Origin of the sequence: Mycolicibacterium doricum (assembly GCF_010728155.1) — a bacterium.
Taxonomy (GTDB): Bacteria; Actinomycetota; Actinomycetes; order Mycobacteriales; family Mycobacteriaceae; genus Mycobacterium; species Mycobacterium doricum.
Genome location: NZ_AP022605.1, coordinates 2,854,885 through 2,874,298, shown reverse-complemented (window position 1 = coordinate 2,874,298; position 19,414 = coordinate 2,854,885). Strand labels below are relative to the sequence as shown.

Annotated in this window: 22 protein-coding genes; 14 read left to right on the top strand and 8 right to left on the bottom strand. The window is 68.3% G+C overall.

Features of this window, described 5'->3' with window-relative positions; genetic code table 11:
- Positions 1–23 precede the first annotated feature (23 nt).
- Genes folP through G6N07_RS13910 form a run of 5 tightly spaced genes read left to right on the top strand, consistent with a single transcriptional unit; the run spans position 24 to position 3,099 of the window.
- Positions 24–899, top strand: a complete 876-nt coding sequence (folP, locus tag G6N07_RS13930; protein ID WP_085189257.1) for a dihydropteroate synthase — start codon at positions 24–26, stop codon at positions 897–899.
- Positions 896–1,870 carry a glucosyl-3-phosphoglycerate synthase gene (locus G6N07_RS13925; RefSeq protein ID WP_085189255.1) on the top strand — a complete coding sequence of 325 codons (975 nt, stop codon included), beginning with the start codon at positions 896–898 and terminating at the stop codon, positions 1,868–1,870. Before folP ends, G6N07_RS13925 begins: the two co-directional genes overlap by 4 nt.
- Positions 1,871–1,903: 33 nt before the next feature.
- Complete coding sequence (locus G6N07_RS13920; protein ID WP_085189253.1) at positions 1,904–2,215, top strand: DivIVA domain-containing protein; 312 nt, start codon at positions 1,904–1,906, stop codon at positions 2,213–2,215.
- Positions 2,212–2,871 carry a DNA-3-methyladenine glycosylase I gene (locus G6N07_RS13915; protein ID WP_372507547.1) on the top strand — a complete coding sequence of 220 codons (660 nt, stop codon included), beginning with the start codon at positions 2,212–2,214 and terminating at the stop codon, positions 2,869–2,871. The genes G6N07_RS13920 and G6N07_RS13915 overlap by 4 nt, the downstream gene beginning before the upstream one ends.
- A gap of 60 nt (positions 2,872–2,931) precedes the next feature.
- Positions 2,932–3,099, top strand: a complete 168-nt coding sequence (locus tag G6N07_RS13910) for a DUF3117 domain-containing protein (RefSeq protein WP_005059648.1) — start codon at positions 2,932–2,934, stop codon at positions 3,097–3,099.
- 76 nt (positions 3,100–3,175) lie between these two features.
- On the opposite strand, the gene glgA is transcribed toward G6N07_RS13910, so the two are convergent.
- Entirely contained in the window at positions 3,176–4,366 is a 1,191-nt protein-coding gene (glgA, locus tag G6N07_RS13905; protein WP_099050174.1) for a glycogen synthase, read from the bottom strand.
- 151 nt (positions 4,367–4,517) lie between these two features.
- On the opposite strand from glgA, the gene glgC reads away from it, so the two are divergent.
- Positions 4,518–5,732 carry a glucose-1-phosphate adenylyltransferase gene (gene glgC / locus G6N07_RS13900; RefSeq protein WP_085189251.1) on the top strand — a complete coding sequence of 405 codons (1,215 nt, stop codon included), beginning with the start codon at positions 4,518–4,520 and terminating at the stop codon, positions 5,730–5,732.
- 45 nt (positions 5,733–5,777) lie between these two features.
- On the opposite strand, the gene G6N07_RS20730 is transcribed toward glgC, so the two are convergent.
- Positions 5,778–5,903, bottom strand: coding sequence for a hypothetical protein (locus tag G6N07_RS20730; protein ID WP_263858040.1), 126 nt, complete (start codon positions 5,901–5,903; stop codon positions 5,778–5,780).
- A gap of 180 nt (positions 5,904–6,083) precedes the next feature.
- A complete protein-coding gene (locus G6N07_RS13895; protein WP_085189249.1) occupies positions 6,084–6,746 on the bottom strand; it encodes an O-methyltransferase in 663 nt (220 codons plus the stop codon).
- A gap of 178 nt (positions 6,747–6,924) precedes the next feature.
- On the opposite strand from G6N07_RS13895, the gene sigE reads away from it, so the two are divergent.
- The 4 genes from sigE to tatB all read left to right on the top strand — a co-directional run bounded on the left by sigE (position 6,925) and on the right by tatB (position 10,173).
- A complete protein-coding gene (gene sigE / locus G6N07_RS13890) occupies positions 6,925–7,707 on the top strand; it encodes an RNA polymerase sigma factor SigE (protein ID WP_085189247.1) in 783 nt (260 codons plus the stop codon).
- 89 nt (positions 7,708–7,796) lie between these two features.
- A complete protein-coding gene (gene rseA / locus G6N07_RS13885) occupies positions 7,797–8,195 on the top strand; it encodes an anti-sigma E factor RseA (protein ID WP_085189245.1) in 399 nt (132 codons plus the stop codon).
- Between the two features lie 71 nt (positions 8,196–8,266).
- Positions 8,267–9,757 (top strand): serine protease HtrA, encoded by a 1,491-nt coding sequence (htrA, locus tag G6N07_RS13880; protein WP_085189243.1) that lies wholly within the window; start codon positions 8,267–8,269, stop codon positions 9,755–9,757.
- Complete coding sequence (gene tatB / locus G6N07_RS13875; RefSeq protein WP_085189241.1) at positions 9,757–10,173, top strand: Sec-independent protein translocase protein TatB; 417 nt, start codon at positions 9,757–9,759, stop codon at positions 10,171–10,173. The genes htrA and tatB overlap by 1 nt, the downstream gene beginning before the upstream one ends.
- Positions 10,174–10,177: 4 nt before the next feature.
- On the opposite strand, the gene G6N07_RS13870 is transcribed toward tatB, so the two are convergent.
- From G6N07_RS13870 to G6N07_RS13855, 4 genes are all read right to left on the bottom strand, one after another.
- Positions 10,178–11,323, bottom strand: coding sequence for an Mrp/NBP35 family ATP-binding protein (locus G6N07_RS13870; RefSeq protein ID WP_085189325.1), 1,146 nt, complete (start codon positions 11,321–11,323; stop codon positions 10,178–10,180).
- Between the two features lie 56 nt (positions 11,324–11,379).
- Positions 11,380–12,702, bottom strand: a complete 1,323-nt coding sequence (locus G6N07_RS13865; protein WP_085189239.1) for a lytic transglycosylase domain-containing protein — start codon at positions 12,700–12,702, stop codon at positions 11,380–11,382.
- A gap of 125 nt (positions 12,703–12,827) precedes the next feature.
- Positions 12,828–13,343 (bottom strand): DUF1003 domain-containing protein, encoded by a 516-nt coding sequence (locus tag G6N07_RS13860; protein WP_085189237.1) that lies wholly within the window; start codon positions 13,341–13,343, stop codon positions 12,828–12,830.
- Positions 13,340–14,635, bottom strand: coding sequence for a magnesium transporter MgtE N-terminal domain-containing protein (locus G6N07_RS13855; RefSeq protein WP_085189235.1), 1,296 nt, complete (start codon positions 14,633–14,635; stop codon positions 13,340–13,342). The genes G6N07_RS13860 and G6N07_RS13855 overlap by 4 nt, the downstream gene beginning before the upstream one ends.
- Positions 14,636–14,660: 25 nt before the next feature.
- Between G6N07_RS13855 and G6N07_RS13850 the strand changes: the two genes are divergently transcribed.
- On the top strand, positions 14,661–15,644 hold the full coding sequence (locus tag G6N07_RS13850) for an HpcH/HpaI aldolase/citrate lyase family protein (protein WP_085189233.1): 984 nt from the start codon (positions 14,661–14,663) through the stop codon (positions 15,642–15,644).
- A gap of 3 nt (positions 15,645–15,647) precedes the next feature.
- On the opposite strand, the gene G6N07_RS13845 is transcribed toward G6N07_RS13850, so the two are convergent.
- Positions 15,648–16,196, bottom strand: coding sequence for a DUF4190 domain-containing protein (locus G6N07_RS13845; RefSeq protein ID WP_085189231.1), 549 nt, complete (start codon positions 16,194–16,196; stop codon positions 15,648–15,650).
- A gap of 104 nt (positions 16,197–16,300) precedes the next feature.
- Between G6N07_RS13845 and G6N07_RS13840 the strand changes: the two genes are divergently transcribed.
- From G6N07_RS13840 to G6N07_RS13830, 3 genes are all read left to right on the top strand, one after another.
- Positions 16,301–16,840: a YflT domain-containing protein gene (locus tag G6N07_RS13840; RefSeq protein WP_085189229.1), complete on the top strand. Its 540-nt coding sequence runs from the start codon at positions 16,301–16,303 to the stop codon at positions 16,838–16,840.
- A 178-nt stretch (positions 16,841–17,018) separates the two neighbouring features.
- A complete protein-coding gene (locus G6N07_RS13835) occupies positions 17,019–18,416 on the top strand; it encodes an ABC transporter substrate-binding protein (RefSeq protein WP_085189323.1) in 1,398 nt (465 codons plus the stop codon).
- Positions 18,413–19,351 carry a carbohydrate ABC transporter permease gene (locus tag G6N07_RS13830; protein ID WP_085189227.1) on the top strand — a complete coding sequence of 313 codons (939 nt, stop codon included), beginning with the start codon at positions 18,413–18,415 and terminating at the stop codon, positions 19,349–19,351. The genes G6N07_RS13835 and G6N07_RS13830 overlap by 4 nt, the downstream gene beginning before the upstream one ends.
- Positions 19,352–19,414 lie beyond the last annotated feature (63 nt).

The following is a 19,414-nucleotide window of genomic DNA, read 5'->3' as shown; positions in this document are numbered from 1 at the left end:
TGAGCCGAACGTAACCTGGCAGGGTGCAGTCGACCTTCTGCGGACGCCCGGTGGCCGGTGACCGTGCGACGATCATGGCGATCCTGAACCGGACGCCCGACTCGTTCTACGACAGGGGCGCGACCTTCACCGACGAGGCCGCCAAGTCCGCCGCGCACCGCGTCGTCGAGGACGGTGCCGACGTCGTCGACGTCGGTGGGGTCAAGGCCGGACCCGGTCAGACCGTGGGCGCGGAGGAGGAGATCGCCCGCGTCGTTCCGTTCATCGAATGGCTGCGTGGCACGTTCCCGGACGTCGTCATCAGCGTCGACACCTGGCGTGCGGCGGTGGCGAAACAGGCATGCGCCGCGGGTGCCGATCTGATCAACGACACTTGGGGCGGCGTCGATCCGGATCTCCCCGCGGTCGCCGCTGAGTTCAACGCCGGACTGGTCTGCTCACACACCGGGGGAGCGCTGCCGCGTACCCGCCCGTTCCGCGTGAACTATGGCATCACCGAACGCGGTGTGGTCGACGACGTGATCGCCGAGGTCACCTCGGCGGCCCGACGGGCGGTCGCTGCGGGGGTCTCGCCGAATCGCATCCTCATCGACCCGACGCACGATTTCGGCAAGAACACTCACCACGGTCTTAGTTTGTTGCGGCATGTGGAAGAGCTTGTAAAAACTGGATGGCCGGTCCTGATGGCGCTGAGTAACAAGGATTTCGTCGGGGAGACTCTGGGTGTGGGTTTGACTGAACGCCTCGAGGGCACCCTCGCCGCGACCGCACTGGCGGCGCATGCCGGTGCGGCGATGTTCAGGGTGCACGAGGTTGGATCCACTCGGCGCGTACTCGAGATGGTCGCGTCGATCCAAGGCGTGCGTCCGCCGACGCGCACGGTGAGGGGACTGGCATGACTGTTATTTCACGGTTACCGGAACTGGAGGGCCCGCAACTGCACTCCGCCGACGCGATCGCGCGGCACCGCTGGTTCGACACGCATAGTTGGAACCGTCCGACGTGGACGATCGCCGAGCTGGAAGCCGCCAAGGCCGGGCGCACCGTATCGGTGGTGCTGCCGGCGCTCAACGAGGAGGACACCGTGGCCGGGGTGGTCGAGACGATCACCCCGCTGCTCGGAGGGCTGGTCGACGAGTTGGTTGTGCTGGATTCGGGCTCCACGGACGACACCGCCATCCGGGCCTTGTCCGCCGGTGCCCGGGTGGTCAGCCGGGAGACTGCGCTGCCCGAGGTCACCCCGCAACCCGGCAAGGGCGAGGTGCTGTGGCGCTCGCTGGCGGCCACCAGCGGTGACGTGGTGGTTTTCGTGGACTCCGACCTGCTCGACCCGGATCCCATGTTCGTTCCGAAACTGCTCGGCCCGCTGTTGCTCACCCCGGGCGTGCACCTGGTGAAGGGTTTCTACCGGCGGCCGCTGAAGGTGAGCGGCCGCGAGGACGCCAACGGCGGCGGCCGCGTCACCGAACTGGTGGCCCGCCCGCTGCTGGCGTCGCTGCGGCCCGAGCTGACCTGTCTGCTCCAGCCGCTGGGCGGCGAGTACGCCGGCACCCGGGAGCTGTTGACCTCGGTGCCCTTCGCGCCCGGCTACGGCGTGGAGATCGGCCTGCTGGTCGACACCTACGACCGGCTGGGCCTCGACGGCATCGCCCAGGTGAACCTCGGCGTGCGCACCCACCGCAACCGCCCGCTGACTGAACTCGCGTCGATGAGCCGACAGGTGATCGCGACGCTGATGTCACGCTGCGGGGTCGGTGACTCCGGCGTCGGGCTCACCCAGTTCTATGCCGACGGTGACGGGTTCGCCCCGCGCGCGTCCGGTGTCTCGCTCGACGACCGTCCGCCGATGGTCACCTTGCGGCCGCACTGAGGTCTGTCACACCGGTCAGGCAGTATCGATGTCGTGACGTTGATACTGCTCTACCTGGTGGTGCTCGTCCTGGTGGCTGTCGTGCTGTTCGGGGTGGGCAGCGTGCTTTTCGGCCGCGGGGAATCGCTGCCGCCGCTGCCACGCGCCACCACCGCGACGGTGTTGCCGGCTTCGGGCGTCACCGGTGCCGATGTCGACGCGGTGAAGTTCACCCAGACGCTGCGCGGCTACAAACCCGGTGAGGTCGACTGGGTGCTCGACCGTCTCGGCCAGGAGATCGACGCGCTGCGCGGTGAACTCGCCGCGGTGCGCGCGGCCGCCGAAATGGCCGAGCGATCCCCGTGACCGCCGTGGTGGACGACGGACGCGTCCGCTGTGGCTGGCTGAACGGATCAGGCGTGGCTGCAGCAGATTTCGAGCTCTACCAGGATTACCACGACTACGAGTGGGGTCGGCCGGTTCGTAAGACGCCCGCGCTGTTCGAGCGGATCAGCCTGGAGGCGTTCCAGAGTGGCTTGTCGTGGCTCACCATCCTGCGCAAGCGGGAGAACTTCCGGCAGGCGTTCGACGGCTTCGACATCGGGCGGATCGCTGCGTACACCGACCGCGATGTCGAGCGATTGATGGCCGACACCGGAATTGTCCGCAACCGCGCGAAGATCGAGGCGACGATCGGCAACGCGCGTGCGGCCGCCGCGCTCGACGTCGATCTCGCCGAGCTGCTGTGGTCGTTCGCGCCGGAGCGTCGCGACAGGCCGGCGGACCTTTCGCAGGTGCCCGCGGTGACCCGCGAATCGACTGCGATGGCCAAGGAACTCAAACGCCGCGGCTTCCGGTTCGTCGGTCCCACGACCGCCTATGCACTCATGCAGGCGACCGGCATGGTGGACGACCACGTCGCGACGTGCTGGGTGCCACTGGCCGCCGAGGTGCCTCGAGGCAACGGTTCAACGGGTCTTTGCATACCCGGTCGTGCTGATAGGGAACAATGGAGGAGTTGAGTGCCGGTCCGCCTAGAGGTGGGCGACCTGGCGGTTGGTTCGGTGTGGAGGGAGCTCTCGATGGCGGCGATGAAGCCCCGGACCGGTGACGGTCCCCTGGAAGCAACCAAGGAGGGGCGCGGCATCGTGATGCGGGTACCACTGGAAGGTGGTGGCCGGCTCGTCGTCGAATTGACTCCCGATGAGGCGGCGGCGCTGGGCGACGAACTGAAGAACGTCACCAGCTAGCAGTTGTGGCAACACCGGCGCGGAGACTCTCGAGTCCCGCGCCGGTTGGTCGTATGCCCAAGCGGTGCGCTGCGGGCTACGCCGACACCTTGCGATAGATATCCATGGTTTGCTCGGCGATGTGCGCCCACGAGAACTCGGCGATGCACCGCTGGCGGCCCGCGACACCGTAGGCGTGGGCTCGCTGCGGTTCGGCGATTAGCGAGTTGACGGCATCGGCCAGCCGCGTCTCGAAGAAGCCGGTGTCGTTCGCGTCGTAATGCACCAGCAGTCCGGTCTGGTGGTCGGCGACGACCTCGGGAATTCCCCCGACGTCCGATGCGACCACCGCCGTCCCACAGGCCATCGCCTCGAGGTTGACGATCCCCAGCGGCTCGTACACCGAAGGACAAACGAACACGGTTGCTGCAGAAAGTATCTCGCGAATCTTGCCGATCGGCAGCATCTCGCGTACCCAGTAGATCCCGGTGCGGGTCCGGGCCAGTTCCTGCACGGCGGCCCTCACCTCTTCGGCGATTTCGGGTGTGTCGGGTGCGCCGGCGCAGAGCACCAACTGCACCTCGGGCGCGAAGTGGTGGGCGGCCGCAACCAGATGCGCAACCCCCTTCTGCCGGGTGATGCGGCCGACGAACGCCACGATCGGCCTGGCGGGATCCACGCCGAGCTCAGCCAGCACCGACTCGCCGTGCTGCGGCTCGACCCTCGTCCTGCTCCTCGCGTCTCCAACGGGGTACCAGACGTCGGTGTCGATCCCGTTTCGCACAACGTGCACCCGGTTCGGGTCCAGCGCGGGATAGGTCTTCAGCACGTCGTCGCGCATTCCGGAACTCACCGCGATCACCGCGTCGGCGGCCTCCACCGCCGTCTTCTCGACCCACGACGAGACCCGGTATCCGCCGCCGAGCTGTTCGGCCTTCCACGGCCGCATCGGCTCCAGCGAGTGCGCGGTGAGCACGTGCGGGACGCCGTGCAGCAGCGCCGACAGGTGGCCGGCAAGCCCGGTGTACCAGGTGTGGGAGTGCACGACGGTGGCCCCGCCGGCGGCGTTGACCATGTTCAGGTCCGCCGACAGCGTGGACAGCGCCGGGTTCGCACCGGCCAGAGCGGGATCCGGCGCGGCGACGGAAGCATCCGCCCGCGGGGCCCCCATGCAATGCACGTCGACCTCACAGATGCGGCGCAACTGGGCGACGAGCTCGGTGACGTGTACGCCTGCCCCGCCATAGACCTCGGGTGGATACTCCCGAGTCATCATCGCCACCCGCATGGTGACGACGGTAGTGGTCGCGCTCGGCACACGACAGTCCCGTTCGCGAACGGGATTGCGACGGGTGTTCCAGGCTCGAGACCGTCGTTCTACTACCCGTGGACGCGCGCAACGGCTGGCCCCAGTCACCACCGCCGGATAGGTTTGAGTCATGAGGGAATTGCCACACGTGCTGGGCATCGTCCTGGCCGGCGGGGAGGGCAAGCGGCTATATCCGCTCACGGCGGACCGCGCCAAGCCGGCGGTTCCCTTCGGTGGTGCCTACCGGCTCATCGACTTCGTGCTGTCGAACCTCGTCAATGCGCGCTACCTGCGGATCTGCGTTCTGACCCAGTACAAATCGCATTCGCTCGACCGGCATATCTCGCAGAACTGGCGGTTGAGCGGTCTCGCGGGGGAGTACATCACGCCGGTTCCCGCCCAGCAGCGGCTCGGGCCCCGCTGGTACACCGGGTCTGCTGACGCGATCTACCAGTCGATGAACCTGGTTTACGACGAGGATCCTGACTACATCGTGGTCTTCGGCGCCGACCACGTGTACCGGATGGATCCCGAGCAGATGGTCCAGTTCCACATCCAGAGCGGCGCGGGCGCGACGGTCGCCGGGATCCGGGTACCGCGTTCGGAGGCCAGCGCGTTCGGGGTCATCGACGCCGACGAATCGGGCCGCATCCGCAGCTTCGTCGAAAAACCCGCCGATCCGCCCGGAACGCCCGACAACCCGGACGAGGCCTTCGTCTCGATGGGCAACTACATCTTCACGACCAAGGTGCTCATCGACGCCATCCGCGCCGACGCCGACGACGACGACTCCGACCACGACATGGGCGGCGACATCATCCCGCGACTGGTTTCCGACGGCATGGCCGCGGTCTACGACTTCAGCGACAACGAGGTGCCCGGCGCGACCGAACGCGATCACGGCTACTGGCGCGACGTCGGAACGCTCGACGCGTTCTACGAAGCCCACATGGACCTGGTGTCGGTGCACCCGATCTTCAACCTCTACAACAAGCGCTGGCCGATTCGCGGTGAGTCCGAGAATCTCGCGCCGGCCAAGTTCGTCAACGGCGGCTCGGCGCAGGAGTCGGTGGTGGGCGCCGGCAGCATCATCTCCGCGGCGTCGGTGCGCAACTCGGTTCTGTCGTCCAACGTCTACATCGACGACGGCGCGATCGTCGAGGGAAGCGTCATCATGCCCGGCACCCGGATCGGTCGTGGCGCGGTCGTGCGCCACGCGATCCTCGACAAGAACGTCGTGGTGGGTCCGGGCGAGATGGTCGGGGTTTACCTCGACAAGGACCGGGAGCGGTTCTCGATCAGTGCCGGCGGCGTCGTGACGGTCGGCAAGGGCATCTGGATCTGATCGATCATCCGCGCCGCGGGCGTTACGCGCGGCTAAGTCGACTGTTCAGCCCAGCAGCGCGCCGAAGATCACGATGCCGAAGATCACGATGGCGATGACCTCGGAGCAGATGAGCTCGGCGAGTTGCGTCGTGGTGGTGTGGACGCCGTCGTCACCCTCGGCGGCGAGCATGCGGGCCGGTCAGTTCGTTGGTCGCCGCAGCGCGATCAACCACTTCGTCATCGAGCCGAAGGACACCCGCCCAGAATGCGACGACCGAGACTTTGGCGCGACGACTCGGCGAGATCGACGAAATGGCGGCGACTACTCGTAGTTTCGCGCCCGTTTGTTCGTTTCGGCGAAACCGGAGAGTCAGTCGCGGGCGGCGGCGAGCAGGCCGTCGCCGAGTGGGACCAGAACGGGGGTCAGGCGCTCGTCCTCGGCGATCAGCCTGGCCGCCTCTCGGACCGCGATCACCTCGGGGTCGTTGGCGGCGGCGTCCCCCGCCCGGCCGCCGAGCGCGGCGCGGTGAACGACGATTGCGCCGCCGGAGCGCAGCAGTCGGACTCCCTCGACCACGAACTGCGGCTGGTCGATCGGGTCACCGTCGATGAACACCAGGTCGTAGGAATCGTCGGCCAAGCGGGTCAGCACGTCCTGGGCGCGACCGCTGATCAGTCGCGTACGGCCCGGTCCGATACCAGCCTCGATGAACGCCTGTTTGGCGATGCGCTGGTGTTCGGGTTCCACGTCGATGGTCGTCAGCACGCCATCCTCACGCATGCCGGACAGCAGCCAGAGCCCGCTGACGCCTGCGCCGGTGCCGACCTCGACGACGGCCTTCGCCTCGGTCAGCCGCGCCATCACGGACAGCAGGGCCCCGACCGCGGGTGTGATTGCGCCGGCGCCGATGTCCACGGCACGTTCACGGGCCGCCGCGACGATCGCGTCCTCGGAGATGGACTGTTCGGCGTGCGTGACGATCGCCTCGGCGCGGCTTGGTCGCTGACCCGCCGGGTCGTCGGTGCTGGCCATGCCCGCACTTTAAGGCGCGGCCGCGAGGCCCGGCCCTGCGACACGCCCGGGCGGCAACGTGTGATGTACGTCAGATCTGCCCCGTTTTCGCAGGTGAACAAACGGGTATCGCACCTTCTCAGGAAACGTTCATATCGTTCATATCACTACCACACCCCGTTCGGGAACGGTGGCTGGCATGGAGCACGGGAGGCGTCTGCGCTTCGGGAATAGGCACGCCGCCGATCGTGTTGCGCACGATGACCAGCCGACGACCATGACCGACGCCGGCCATGACTCAGCCGGCCTTGACTTGGAGGATCTGACGACCACCACGACTGCCGCAGCGCAAGCCGCTCCCGTCTCGATGGCGCACCTCGAACAGTTCAGTGATTCGGACTGGGTGGAGCCGACCGACGAACTCACCGGGACGGCCGTATACGACGCCACCGGCGACAAGACGACGATGCCGTCCTGGGACGAGCTGGTGCGTCAGCACGCCGACCGGGTGTATCGCCTCGCCTACCGCCTGTCGGGCAACCAGCACGACGCCGAGGACCTCACCCAGGAGACGTTCATCCGCGTCTTCCGGTCGGTGCAGAACTACCAGCCCGGCACCTTCGAGGGCTGGCTCCACCGCATCACCACGAACCTGTTCCTGGACATGGTCCGGCGCCGCGGCCGCATCCGCATGGAGGCGCTGCCCGAGGACTACGACCGGGTGCCCGCCGACGATCCGAACCCGGAGCAGATCTACCACGATTCCCGTCTCGGCCCGGACCTGCAGGCCGCACTCGACTCCCTGCCGCCGGAGTTCCGCGCCGCGGTTGTCCTGTGCGACGTCGAAGGTCTGTCCTACGAGGAGATCGGCGCCACGCTCGGCGTGAAGCTGGGAACGGTCCGCAGCCGGATCCACCGCGGCAGGCAGGCGTTACGCGACTACCTGGCCCGTCACGCGCCGGGCGCCGCCGCATCGGCCTGATCATCGCGATGTCTTGGCGGGCCGGTGCGCGCTACATTCGTGGGGGCGGCGTCGTACAGACCGGTGAGCGAGCCGAGAGGAGCTGCGTGATGGTCGATCCCGGGCACATGTTCCGGCGGGCGTTCTCCTGGCTTCCCGCTCAATTCGCCTCTCAGAGCAAGGCGCCGGTGGGCGCACCCCGCCAGTTCGGTTCCACCGAGCATCTGTCCATCGAGGCCGTCGCGGCTTTCGTCGACGGTGAGCTGAGCATGACCGCGCACATGCGGGCGGCCAACCATCTGTCGCTGTGCGCGCAGTGCGCCGCGGAGGTCGACGCGCAGGGCCAAGCCCGGACGGCGTTGCGGGATTCTCAGCCGATCGCGATACCGAACACTCTTCTCGGAATGTTGTCGCAGATCCCGCAGCACATGCCGCACTCACCAGTTGAGGGAGCCGAGCAGCCGAAGTTTGCTGACGACCGCGCGCGCGACCGGCGTAAACGCCGGTAGGCTGGTCTGCGGAGTCGAGCAGCGACTGCGCCCGGCCACGCCGGGCGCTCCGATAGAGAGTGATATCACCGGTGACCAATCAGGACCAGGCCAGCCGTCGCATGGCACCTCGCCCCGTCGAACGGCCTCCGGTCGACCCGGCGGCCCAACGTGCTTTCGCCCGGCCCAGTGGTGTCAGCGGTTCGTTCCTCGGCGTGGACCCGCACCGCCACCAGGCGGAGTACACCCCGAAGGACCCGGCGCCCGACCCGGTGCTGGCCGAAGCCTTCGGCCGTCCGCCGAACGCCAGCGACTCCCTGCAGCGCCATCCCGCCGACGCCGGAGCGCTCGATGCCGAACGGTCCGGCGACACCGCCGACACCGAACCCGATCCGTGGCGTGACCCCAACGCCCCCGTGGCGCTGGGCACCCCGGCCGTCCATGCCCCCGCACCGGTCCAGCCGCCCGCGCACGTCGGCAGACTAGGTGTGCGCGACGTGCTGTTCGGGCGCAAGGTGTCTTACGTCGGCCTCGCCATCCTCCTGCTCACCGCGTTGATGGTCGGTGCGCTCGGTGGCTGGGTCGGCAACAAGACCGCCGAGACGGTACAGGCCTTCACCACCTCGAAGGTCACGCTGGAGACCAGTGACAGTGGTGACCCACCCGAGGGTCGCATCACCAAGGTGGCTGACGCGGTCGCCGACTCCGTGGTGACCATCGAGGCCAAGAGCGGTCAGGAGGGATCGCAGGGGTCCGGCGTGGTCATCGACGGCCGCGGCTACATCGTCACCAACAACCACGTGATTTCCGAGGCGGCCACCAACCCCGCCGCGTTCGAGATGACCGTCGTGTTCAACGACGGCAAAGAGGTGCCCGCCAACCTGGTCGGTCGCGACCCGAAGACCGACCTCGCCGTGCTCAAGGTCGACAACGTCGACAACCTCACCGTCGCCAAGATGGGCGACTCCGACACATTGCAGGTCGGCGAAGAGGTGATCGCGGCGGGCGCCCCGCTCGGACTGCGCAGCACCGTCACCGCCGGCATCATCAGCGCGCTGAACCGGCCGGTTCCGCTGTCGGGCGACGGATCCGACACCGACACCGTGATCGACGGCGTCCAGACCGACGCCTCGATCAACCACGGCAACTCCGGTGGCCCGCTGATCGACATGGACGCCAACGTGATCGGCATCAACACCGCTGGCAAGTCGCTGTCCGAGAGCGCAAGCGGTCTCGGCTTCGCGATCCCAGTCAACGAAGTCAAGACCGTCGTCGAGGCGCTCATCAGGGACGGCAGGATCTCCCACCCGACGCTCGGCCTGACCGCGAAGTCCGTCAGCAACGACGTGGCCTCTGGCGCCCAGGTCGCCAACGTCATGGCCGGCAGCGCCGCCGAGCGCGCCGGCATCCTGGAAAACGATGTGGTCGTCAAGGTGGGCACCCGCGACGTCGCGGACGCCGACGAGTTCGTGGTGGCCGTGCGTCAGCTCAAGATAGGTGAACCCGCACCGATCGAGGTCGTCCGCGACGGCCGTCCGGTGACGCTGACCGTCACCCCGACGCCCGACGCCAGCACCGACTGATGTTCTCCAACATCGGCTGGGGGGAGATGCTGATCCTGGTGATCGCCGGGTTGGTGATCTTGGGCCCGGAACGGCTCCCTGGCGCGATCCGCTGGACGTCGGACGCGGTGCGCCAGGCCCGCGACTACGTCAGCGGTGCGACCACACAGTTGCGCCAGGACTTCGGTGCCGAGTTCGAAGACCTGCGAGAACCCATCACCGAACTGCAGAAGCTGCGCCGGATGACGCCGCGCGCTGCGCTGACCAAACACCTGCTCGACGGCGACGATTCGTTCTTCACCGGCAAGTTCGAACAGCAGAACGGCAACCCGACCACGGGTCAGGAGAAGCCTGCCACCCCGGTGACTCCGCCCGCCGCCGCTGCCGATCCGCCGCGCGAGTCGACCGCGACGCCGTACGACAGCGACGCCACGTAACGGCTCAACGGCCGGCCGGGTCCAGACCGAGCGACATTCCGGCCAGCCCCCGCTTGCGCGCCGACAGGGCGTCCGCGACGCCGCGCAGTTCCTTACCGGCCGGTGAGTCGGGCGCCGAGAGCACCAGCGGCACTCCTGAGTCGCCCGCGGAGACCAGCGCCGGATCCAACGGGACCTGACCGAGCAGCGGTACGTCCGCGCCGACCGCGCGGCTCAGCCGCTCGGCGACTTGGCGGCCTCCGCCCTCGCCGAACAGCGGCATCGTCGACCCGTCGGGCATCAGCAGCCCGGACATGTTCTCCACGACACCGACGACGCGCTGGCGGGTCTGCAGGGCGATCGCCCCGGCCCGCTCGGCCACCTCGGCGGCCGCCAGCTGCGGTGTGGTCACCACGAGGATCTCCGCGCCCGGGATCAGCTGGGCCACCGAGATCGCCACGTCCCCGGTGCCCGGGGGAAGGTCGAGCAGCAGCACGTCGAGATCACCCCAGAACACGTCGGCGAGGAACTGCTGCAGCGCCCGGTGCAGCATCGGACCACGCCACACCACAGGGGTGTTGCCCTGGGTGAACATCGCGATCGAGATGACCTTCACCTCGTGCGCGATGGGCGGCAAGATCATCGAGTCGACCTGGGTGGGCCGGTCGGTGGTGCCCATCATCCGGGGCACGGAGTGGCCGTAGATGTCCGCGTCGAGCACCCCGACGGACAGGCCGCGGGCCGCCATCGCCGTGGCGATGTTCACCGTGACGCTGGACTTGCCGACCCCGCCCTTACCTGATGCGACGGCGTAGACGCGGGTCAGCGAACCGGGCTGGGCGAAGGGGATCACCGGCTCGCGGGAGTCGCCGCGCAGCTGTTTGCGCAGTTCGGCGCGTTGCTCGTCGTTCATCACGTCGAGGCTGACCCGGACTGCGCCGGTGCCGGGCACGTCGGCGACCGCACGCTGGACCTGTTCGGTGATCTCGTTGCGCTTCGGGCAGGCGGCGGTGGTCAGGTATACCTCGACGTGCACTGACCCGTCACCGGAGTCCACGGTCACGTTCTTGACCATGCCGAGGTCGGTGATCGGTCGGCGCAGTTCGGGGTCGATCACCTTGGCCAGCGCGGCGCGGATCGCCGTCTGGCGGCCATCGGGAGTTTGAGACATCATCCGCGAGTGTAGGCCGACCCGACGAGCAGTTCAGGCGCGGGCGGTATCGCTGCTCACACCACCGGCCCCGGGGCCGGACCGATCGGTGCCGGAGCCGGAAGGGGGGCTGCCGGTGCAGGCGGCGCAGGCGCCAGGACCGGTCCAGGGGCGCGCGCGGCAGGTGGACCGGGAAGCGTGGGCGACGCCGCCGGTGGCACCGGTCCGGGAGCGGGTAGGGCGGCCGGTGCCGGCGTGTCGTCAAGGCAGAACACCACGCAGCTGGGTGGCGGCGGCGGGGGCGGGGCCATCCACGGCGGCACCCAGGGTGCAAGCGCAGCGGGCGCCGGAGCGGTGGTCGCCGGCGCCTTCGGCGCCGGGCCGGGCAGCGGGCCGAGCCGCTGTCCGGGCGCGAAGCCGGGCACGTTGGTGCCGGGCATCCGGCTCGCGTCGGTGCGGGTCAGCAGCGGTACCAGGGCCAAGGGATCGTCGGCGGGCAGGCCCATCGCATTGAGGGGGGTGCCGGGGCCGAGGCCGTCGGAGCGGTCGACGTGGGACTCGCCGAGCGCCGGGACGGGTCCGTTGATCGGTGGCAGGTCCACCGGCACCACGCCCGTCGCGTAACCACCCGCCCAGCCGAGCACGTTGCGGGCGTAGGCCACGGAGTTGTTGTACCGCAGGATCGCCGACATCACCTGCGACGGGTCGCGCAGGTTCAGCCCGCCGCTACACAGATAGCGCGCGGCGGCCAGCGCCGAGTCGTAGAGGTTCTGCACGTCGGCCTTGCCGTCACCGTCACCGTCGGAGGCGTAGCGCGCCCACGTGCCGGGCAGGAACTGCATCGGTCCCATCGCCCGGGCGTACGTCACCCGGTTCGCGTTGCGGCTCAGCTCGATGACCTCGTTGCCCGGCAGGGTGCCGTCCAGCGCGGGACCGTAGATCGGGCTGACCGCAGTGCCACGGGAGTCGGTCGCGCCGCCGTAGGCGTGCCCGGATTCGATGCGTCCGATACCGGCAAGCAGGTTCCAGCTCACACCGCAGTTCGGGACGGCGGCGGCCATCATCCGCTCGGCGTTGCGGTAGGCGCTCAGCGCCATCGCAGGGATCTTCATGCTGCCCGGGGAGTTGACCACCACGGCCGGCGGCGGCGAGGACACCGTGGAGGCGGCGATGCGGAAGGCGCTCGGCGCCTTCTTGACCGCCACGACCGACGGACCCGTGGAGTTGCGCTGACCCGACGCGACAGCTGCCAGCGGTGTGACCGCGGCGTTGCTCACCGAATGCTGCAACGTCGGCGCGGATGCGCCGACAGCGCCCGCCAGCACGAGCGGTGCGATGATGACTACGCCTGCGGCCGGTTTGCCCAGTACCTTGCCCGCACGACGCCGGGCCGCCACCACCGCGGCTGCTCCCCCTATGTGCACTCCAACCGTCCTAAGCGTCTGCGCTGGCCCGACCCAGGTGTGTGAACCAAGTCACCATACAACCCTCGTGTCACATCCGTTGCAGCAATGCGCAATGCGGCTCAGCCGGTCCGCTTGGACCGCCGGTCGTCGCCGTCGTTCGCGGCGAGCAGCGTCGCGACCATCTCGCGCAGTTCCTCGAGCTCGCGGCGCAGGTAGTCGCGGGTGGCGACCTCTCCGACGGCCAGCCGCAACGCGGCCAGTTCGCGGGCGAGGTACTCGGTGTCGGCCTTGGTCTGGGCGGCGCGCCTCCGATCCTCTTCCAGCGACACCCGGTCGCGGTTCTCCTGACGGTTCTGCGCCAGCAGGATCAGCGGCGCGGCGTAGGCCGCCTGTGTGGAGAACGCCAGGTTGAGCAGGATGAACGGATACGGGTCCCACCGCAGCGAGACGGCAAACAGGTTCAACGCGATCCAGACGATCACGATCATCGTCTGCACGGCCAGATACCGGCCGGTGCCGAGGAACCGTGCGACCCGCTCGCCGAATTGGCCGGCCGCCTCCCGGTCGACGTTGAACGAGATGCGGCGCGGCGTCCTCGGGGTGTCCAGCCGCCCGCGGGCCGACAAGTCGCTCATACCGTCCCTTCGGTGCCGGTCAGTTCGGGCTCGGTCACCCGTTCGCGCCAGTCGTCGGGCAGCAGGTGGTCGAGGACGTCGTCGACGGACACCGCGCCCAGCAGGTGGTTCTGCTCATCGACGACCGGGCCGCAGACGAGATTGTAGGCAGCGAAGTAACGCGTCACCGCGCCGAGGGAGTCCTGCGGGGTCAGGCTCGGCAGGTCCGTGTCGAGGATCCCACTCACCAGCGTCGCGGGTGGCTCCCGCAGCAGCCGTTGCAGGTGCACGCACCCGAGGTACTGCCCGGTCGGCGTCGCGGTGGGTGGTCGCGCGACGAACACCAGCGATGCCAGCGCGGGCGTCAGATCGGGGTCGCGCACCCGGGCCAGCGCCTCGGCCACGGTGACGTCGGGGGCCAGCACCACCGGTTCCGACGTCATCAGGCCGCCGGCGGTGTCGGGGGAGTGGCTCAGCAGGCGGCGTACGTCCTGGGAGTCCTCGGGGTCCATGCGGCGCAGCAGCGTTTCGGCGTCGGCGGGCGTCATGGAGCCGAGCAGGTCGGCGGCGTCGTCGGGGTCCATCGCCTCCAGTACGTCGGCCGCCCGATCGGTCTTCATCTGGCGCAGCACGTCGGCCTGATCGTCCACGGGCAGTTCCTGCAGGACGTCGGCGAGTCGTTCGTCGTCGAGGGCGTTGACGACTTCATAGCGGCGTTTGGCCGGCAGTTCGCGGATCGCCTCGGCCACCTCCACCGCCCGCTGACCCTCGAACTGTTCGAGCAGCGAGGCCACACCCTGATCGGGCATCGCCAGACCCGACGGCGTGAGGCCGTGCACGTGCGCCCATTCGACGACGTGGATGTTGGACCGCCGGCCTAGGCGCCGCTGGGTGCGCACGGCGACGCGGGTCACCAGCCAATCGCGGGTGCGGCTCTGCTCGATGCCGAGATCGACCACCACCACGTCGATTCCGGCGAGCTGGCTCAGGTCGGGGTCGTCGACGCGCACCCGTGTGTCGAGGACCTGACCCACCACCAGCACCTCGCCCGGGCGCTGGACGAACTTCCGCAGCGACACGTTGGCCGTGGTGAGCGTGACCGCGCTGGGTTCGATCGCGGTGACCCGGAGAATCGGTACGAAAATCCTTCGGCGGCTGAGCAATTCGACGACGAGGCCGAGGACCCGCGGCTGCTGGCGGACGATGCTGATGCTGATCACGATGTCGCGTACGCGGCCGATCGACTCGCCGTCGGGACCCAGCACGACCATTCCCGCGAGCCGTGCCGCATAGACCCTGTTCACCGACGCCATGACTCAAAGGGTAGAGAGTAGAGCCGTGAACCACGCGATTCCACCCCGCGAACCCGGCGATTCGGCCCGGCCGCGTCGGACGTGCCTCTCGGTCCCCGGCAGCAGCGCCAAGATGATCGAGAAGGCCAAGCGGTTGCCGGCCGACGAGGTGTTCCTCGATCTGGAGGACGCCGTCGCCCCGGAGGCGAAGGCCGAAGCTCGCACCCGGGTCGCGATGGCGCTAGGCGAATCCGGTTGGGGCGGCCAGTTGCGCGGCGTGCGGGTCAACGACTGGACCACGCCGTGGACCTACGCCGATGTCATCGAGGTCGTCTCGACCGCCGGGGCCGAGCTCGACCTCATCGTGTTGCCGAAGGTCACCGACGTCTCACATGTCCACGCGCTCGATCTCCTGTTGACACAACTGGAGACGACGCACGGGCTGCCGGTGGGGCGCATCGGCATCGAGGCGCAGATCGAGAACGCCGCCGGACTGACCCACATCGACGCGATCGCCGCGGGCCCGCGTATGCAGGCGCTCGTGCTGGGCCCCGCGGATTTGATGGCCAGCCTCAACATGCGCACGCTGGTCGTGGGCGAACAACCCGAGGGGTACGACGTCGGCGACGCCTACCACCACGTCTTCATGCGCCTCCTCATCGCCGCACGCACCCACGGGATCCACGCCATCGACGGACCGTTCCTCAAGGTGCGCGACGTCGAGGCGTTCCGCCGGGTGGCGCGGCGTTCTGCGGCGCTGGGCTTCGACGGCAAGTGGGTGCTGCACCCGGATCAGATCACCGCAGGCAACGAGATTTTCAATCCACGCCAACAGGACTACGACCATGCCGAATTGATCCTCGAGGCCTACCATTGGCACACCTCGCAAGCCGGCGGCGCCCGCGGTGCAGTGATGCTGGGCGACGAGATGATCGACGAGGCCAGTCGCAAGATGGCGCTGGTGGTCGCGGCCAAGGGGCGTGCCGCCGGGATGACGCGCCAAGCGGAGCCGTTCCGTCCGCCGGCTTGAGCGTCAGGAGTTCATCACGACGACGGCCATGACCAACCCGGCGAGCAGGGTCACCGCGCCCACGGCGATGCCTGCAACGGCCAGGCCCTTTCCCTGCTCATTGGAGTTCTTGGTCTGGGACAGCGCAATGATGCCGAGCGCAATGCCGACTAGAGCCGGAATGATGCCGATGAAGCAGAATAGGAAGAAAGGGACGCTCATTATCGACGCGACGAGCGAACCGACCGCAAGTCCGTTGGTACCTTGCCCTGGTGGCCCGAACGCGACGTAATTCGGCGGCGGCTGGGGATACCCGGCCGACGTGGCATAGGGCGCATATCCGGGCGGCGGTGGCGGATACCCGGCGGGTGTGTCGTACGGAGTGCCGTACGAGCCGTAGGACTGATATCCGGGCGGCGGAGGCGGATAGCCGGGCTGTTGATAGCCGGGCTGTTGGTACCCGGGTTGCTCGCCGTAGGCGGGCGTTTCGTAGCCGCCAGCGTGCGGCTCGGAGCCGCTCGCACCGGGGTCGGCTCCTGACGAGGGCTCGGGGTCGCGGTCCGGGTTCGTCATGAACTCAACCTAGCGCACCTGATGGGCACCGATACGGTATCCGAAACGTTGATCTGGGGTGAACCCGCTGCCAAAAACCGGGTTCTAGAGGAGAATGACAAGCGATGACTAGTCCTTTCCAATCCGGGCCGACATCGGGTGCCCAGCCGACGTCACTGCCCACCTCACCCGCCGGTGCCCCTGGGGTGCCCGCCGCGCTGCCGACACCGCCCAAGGGGTGGCCGATCGGCTCATACCCGACGTATGCCGAGGCGCAGCGTGCGGTCGACTTCCTCTCGGATCAGCAGTTCCCGGTGCAGCAGGTCACCATCGTCGGGGTGGACCTGATGCAGGTGGAACGGGTCACCGGCCGGCTGTCGTGGCCCAAGGTGCTGGGCGGCGGTGTGCTGACTGGCGCGTGGCTCGGTCTGTTCATCGGCCTGATTCTCGGGTTCTTCAGCCCGAATCCGTGGAGCGCGCTGCTCACCGGTCTGATCGCGGGTGTGTTCTTCGGCCTCATCACCTCAGCCATCCCGTACGCCATGGCCCGTGGGACAAGGGATTTCAGCTCGACCATGCAGCTGGTCGCCGGCCGCTACGACGTGCTGTGCGATCCGAAGAACGCCGAACAGGGCCGGGATCTGCTGGCGCGCTTGACGATCTGAGGTGGCGACACGGCCACGTCGCGGATGAAACGGCCAGGTCACGATCGGGGGTGAATCCACCGTCCGGACCGCAGAAGTGTTGCACATCACGCGCGTCTCCCTCTACGGTTTGCCCGCGGGAAGTTCCCCGGCGGCGCCGCTCTCCAGCGGCTGGAGGGGAACAGACGGGAGGCTGGTGGTGCGCGCTCGGCGGCTAGGTGCTGCAGCAGTCGCCGCGCTGGCGACCGCGTCGACGGTTTCGGCGTGCGGATCCGGCGGCGACGGAAACGTCGTCAACCTGTACACCTCGGCTAATGAACTCGCCACCTTCACCGAACTGGCCGAGCGGTGTACCGAAGAGCTCGACAACGGGTTCACCGTGCGGCAGGTCAGCCTGCCCAAGAGCGCCGACGAACAGCGGCTCCAGCTCGCACGGCGGTTGACCGGCAACGACAAGACCCTCGACCTGATGGCCATGGACGTCGTGTGGACCGCGGAGTTCGCCGAGGCCGGCTGGATCGTCCCGCTGTCGGAGGATCCAGCGGGGTTGGCCGAGCCGGACGCGACCACCGATACGCTGCCCGGTCCGCTGGAGACCGCCACCTGGCAGGACAAGCTCTACGCGTCCCCTATCACCACCAACACCCAGGTGCTCTGGTACCGCGCCGACCTGATCCCCGAGCCGCCCGGCACCTGGGATGCCATGGTGGCCGAGGCGGCCCGGCTCTACGAGGCCGGCCAGCCGAGCTGGATCGCCGTGCAGGGCAAGCAGTACGAGGGCCTCGTGGTGTGGTTCAACACGCTGCTGGAAAGCGCAGGCGGACAGGTGCTCTCCGACGACGGCACCAAGGTCACGCTGACCGACACGCCCGAGCACCGCGCCGCGACCGTCAAGGCGTTACAGACCATCAAGGCGGTGGCCACCGCGCCGGGCGCTGATCCGTCGATCACCCAGACCGACGAGAGCACCGCGCGCCTGGCGCTCGAGCAGGGCAACGCCGCGCTCGAGGTGAACTGGCCGTTCGTGCTGCCTTCGATGCTGGAGAACGCGGTCAAGGGTGGCGTCGGATTCCTCCCGCTCGACGAGCGTCCCGACCTGACCAGCGCAATCAACGAGGCGGGCACGTTCTCGCCGAGCGACGAGCAGTTCCGGACCGCCTACGACGCCAGCCGCCAGGTGTTCGGGTTCGCGCCATTCCCGGAGGTGAACCCGGGCACGCCCGCGAAAGTCACGCTCGGCGGGCTGAACCTGGCCGTCGCCAAGACGTCCCAGCACAAGGCGGCGGCCTTCGAGGTGATGCGGTGTCTGCGCAGCCCCGAAAACCAGCGGACCACCTCCGTCGAGGGTGGTCTGCCCGCGGTGCGGGCGTCGCTCTACGACGATCCGGCGTTCCAGGCCCGGTATCCGCAGTACGACATCATCCGCAGGCAGCTGATCGACGCCGCGGTGCGTCCGGCGACCCCGCAGTATCAGGCCGTCTCGACGCGGATCTCGGTGACGCTGGCGCCGATCGACCAGATCGACCCGGAGCGCACCGCAGATGAACTGGCCGAGCAGGTCCAGAAAGCGATCGACGGCAAGGGGCTGATTCCGTGACGGCCACTGTTGACGCCGCACCGGCCACCGCAGCGCCGACGGCAACGAGCGGTGGCAGCGACGACGCCCGATCCGAGCGGCGGCTGGCCTTCCTGCTGATCTCCCCGGCGGTCATTCTCATGCTGGCCGTCACTGGGTACCCGATCGTCTACTCGGTGTGGCTGAGCCTGCAGCGCTACAACCTCGCCACCCCCGACGACACCGAGTTCGTCGGTCTGCAGAACTACGTCACGGTGCTCACCGACGGCTACTGGTGGAGTGCGCTGGCGGTCACCCTCGGCATCACGATCGTCTCGGTGGCCATCGAGTTCGTGCTCGGGATGACGCTCGCTCTGGTGATGCACCGGACCATCTTCGGCAAGGGCGTCGTCCGCACCGCAATCCTGATCCCGTACGGCATCGTCACCGTCGCCGCCTCCTACAGCTGGTACTACGCCTGGACGCCCGGCACCGGATACCTGGCCAACCTGCTCCCCGAGGGCAGCGCGCCGCTGACCGAACAGCTGCCGTCGCTGGCGATCGTCGTGCTCGCCGAGGTGTGGAAGACGACGCCGTTCATGGCGCTGCTGCTGCTCGCCGGTCTGGCGCTGGTGCCGCAGGAGCTACTCAACGCCGCGCAGATGGACGGTGCGGGCGCGTGGAAGCGGCTGGTCAAAATCATTCTGCCGCTGATCAAACCGGCGATCCTGGTGGCGCTGCTGTTTCGTACGCTCGACGCGTTCCGGGTCTTCGACAACATCTACGTGCTGACCCAGGGCGCCAACAACACCGGGTCGGTGTCGATCCTCGGCTACGACAACCTGTTCAAGGCGTTCAGCCTCGGGCTGGGTTCGGCGATCAGCGTGCTGATCTTCCTGTGCGTGGCGATCATCGCGTTCGTCTACATCAAGTTGTTCGGCGCGTCGGCCCCCGGGTCACAGGAGGACGGCCGATGAGCGCTTGCGCGAAGAGCGGAAAACACCGATGAGCGCTTGCGCGAAGAGCGGAGGAACCCGATG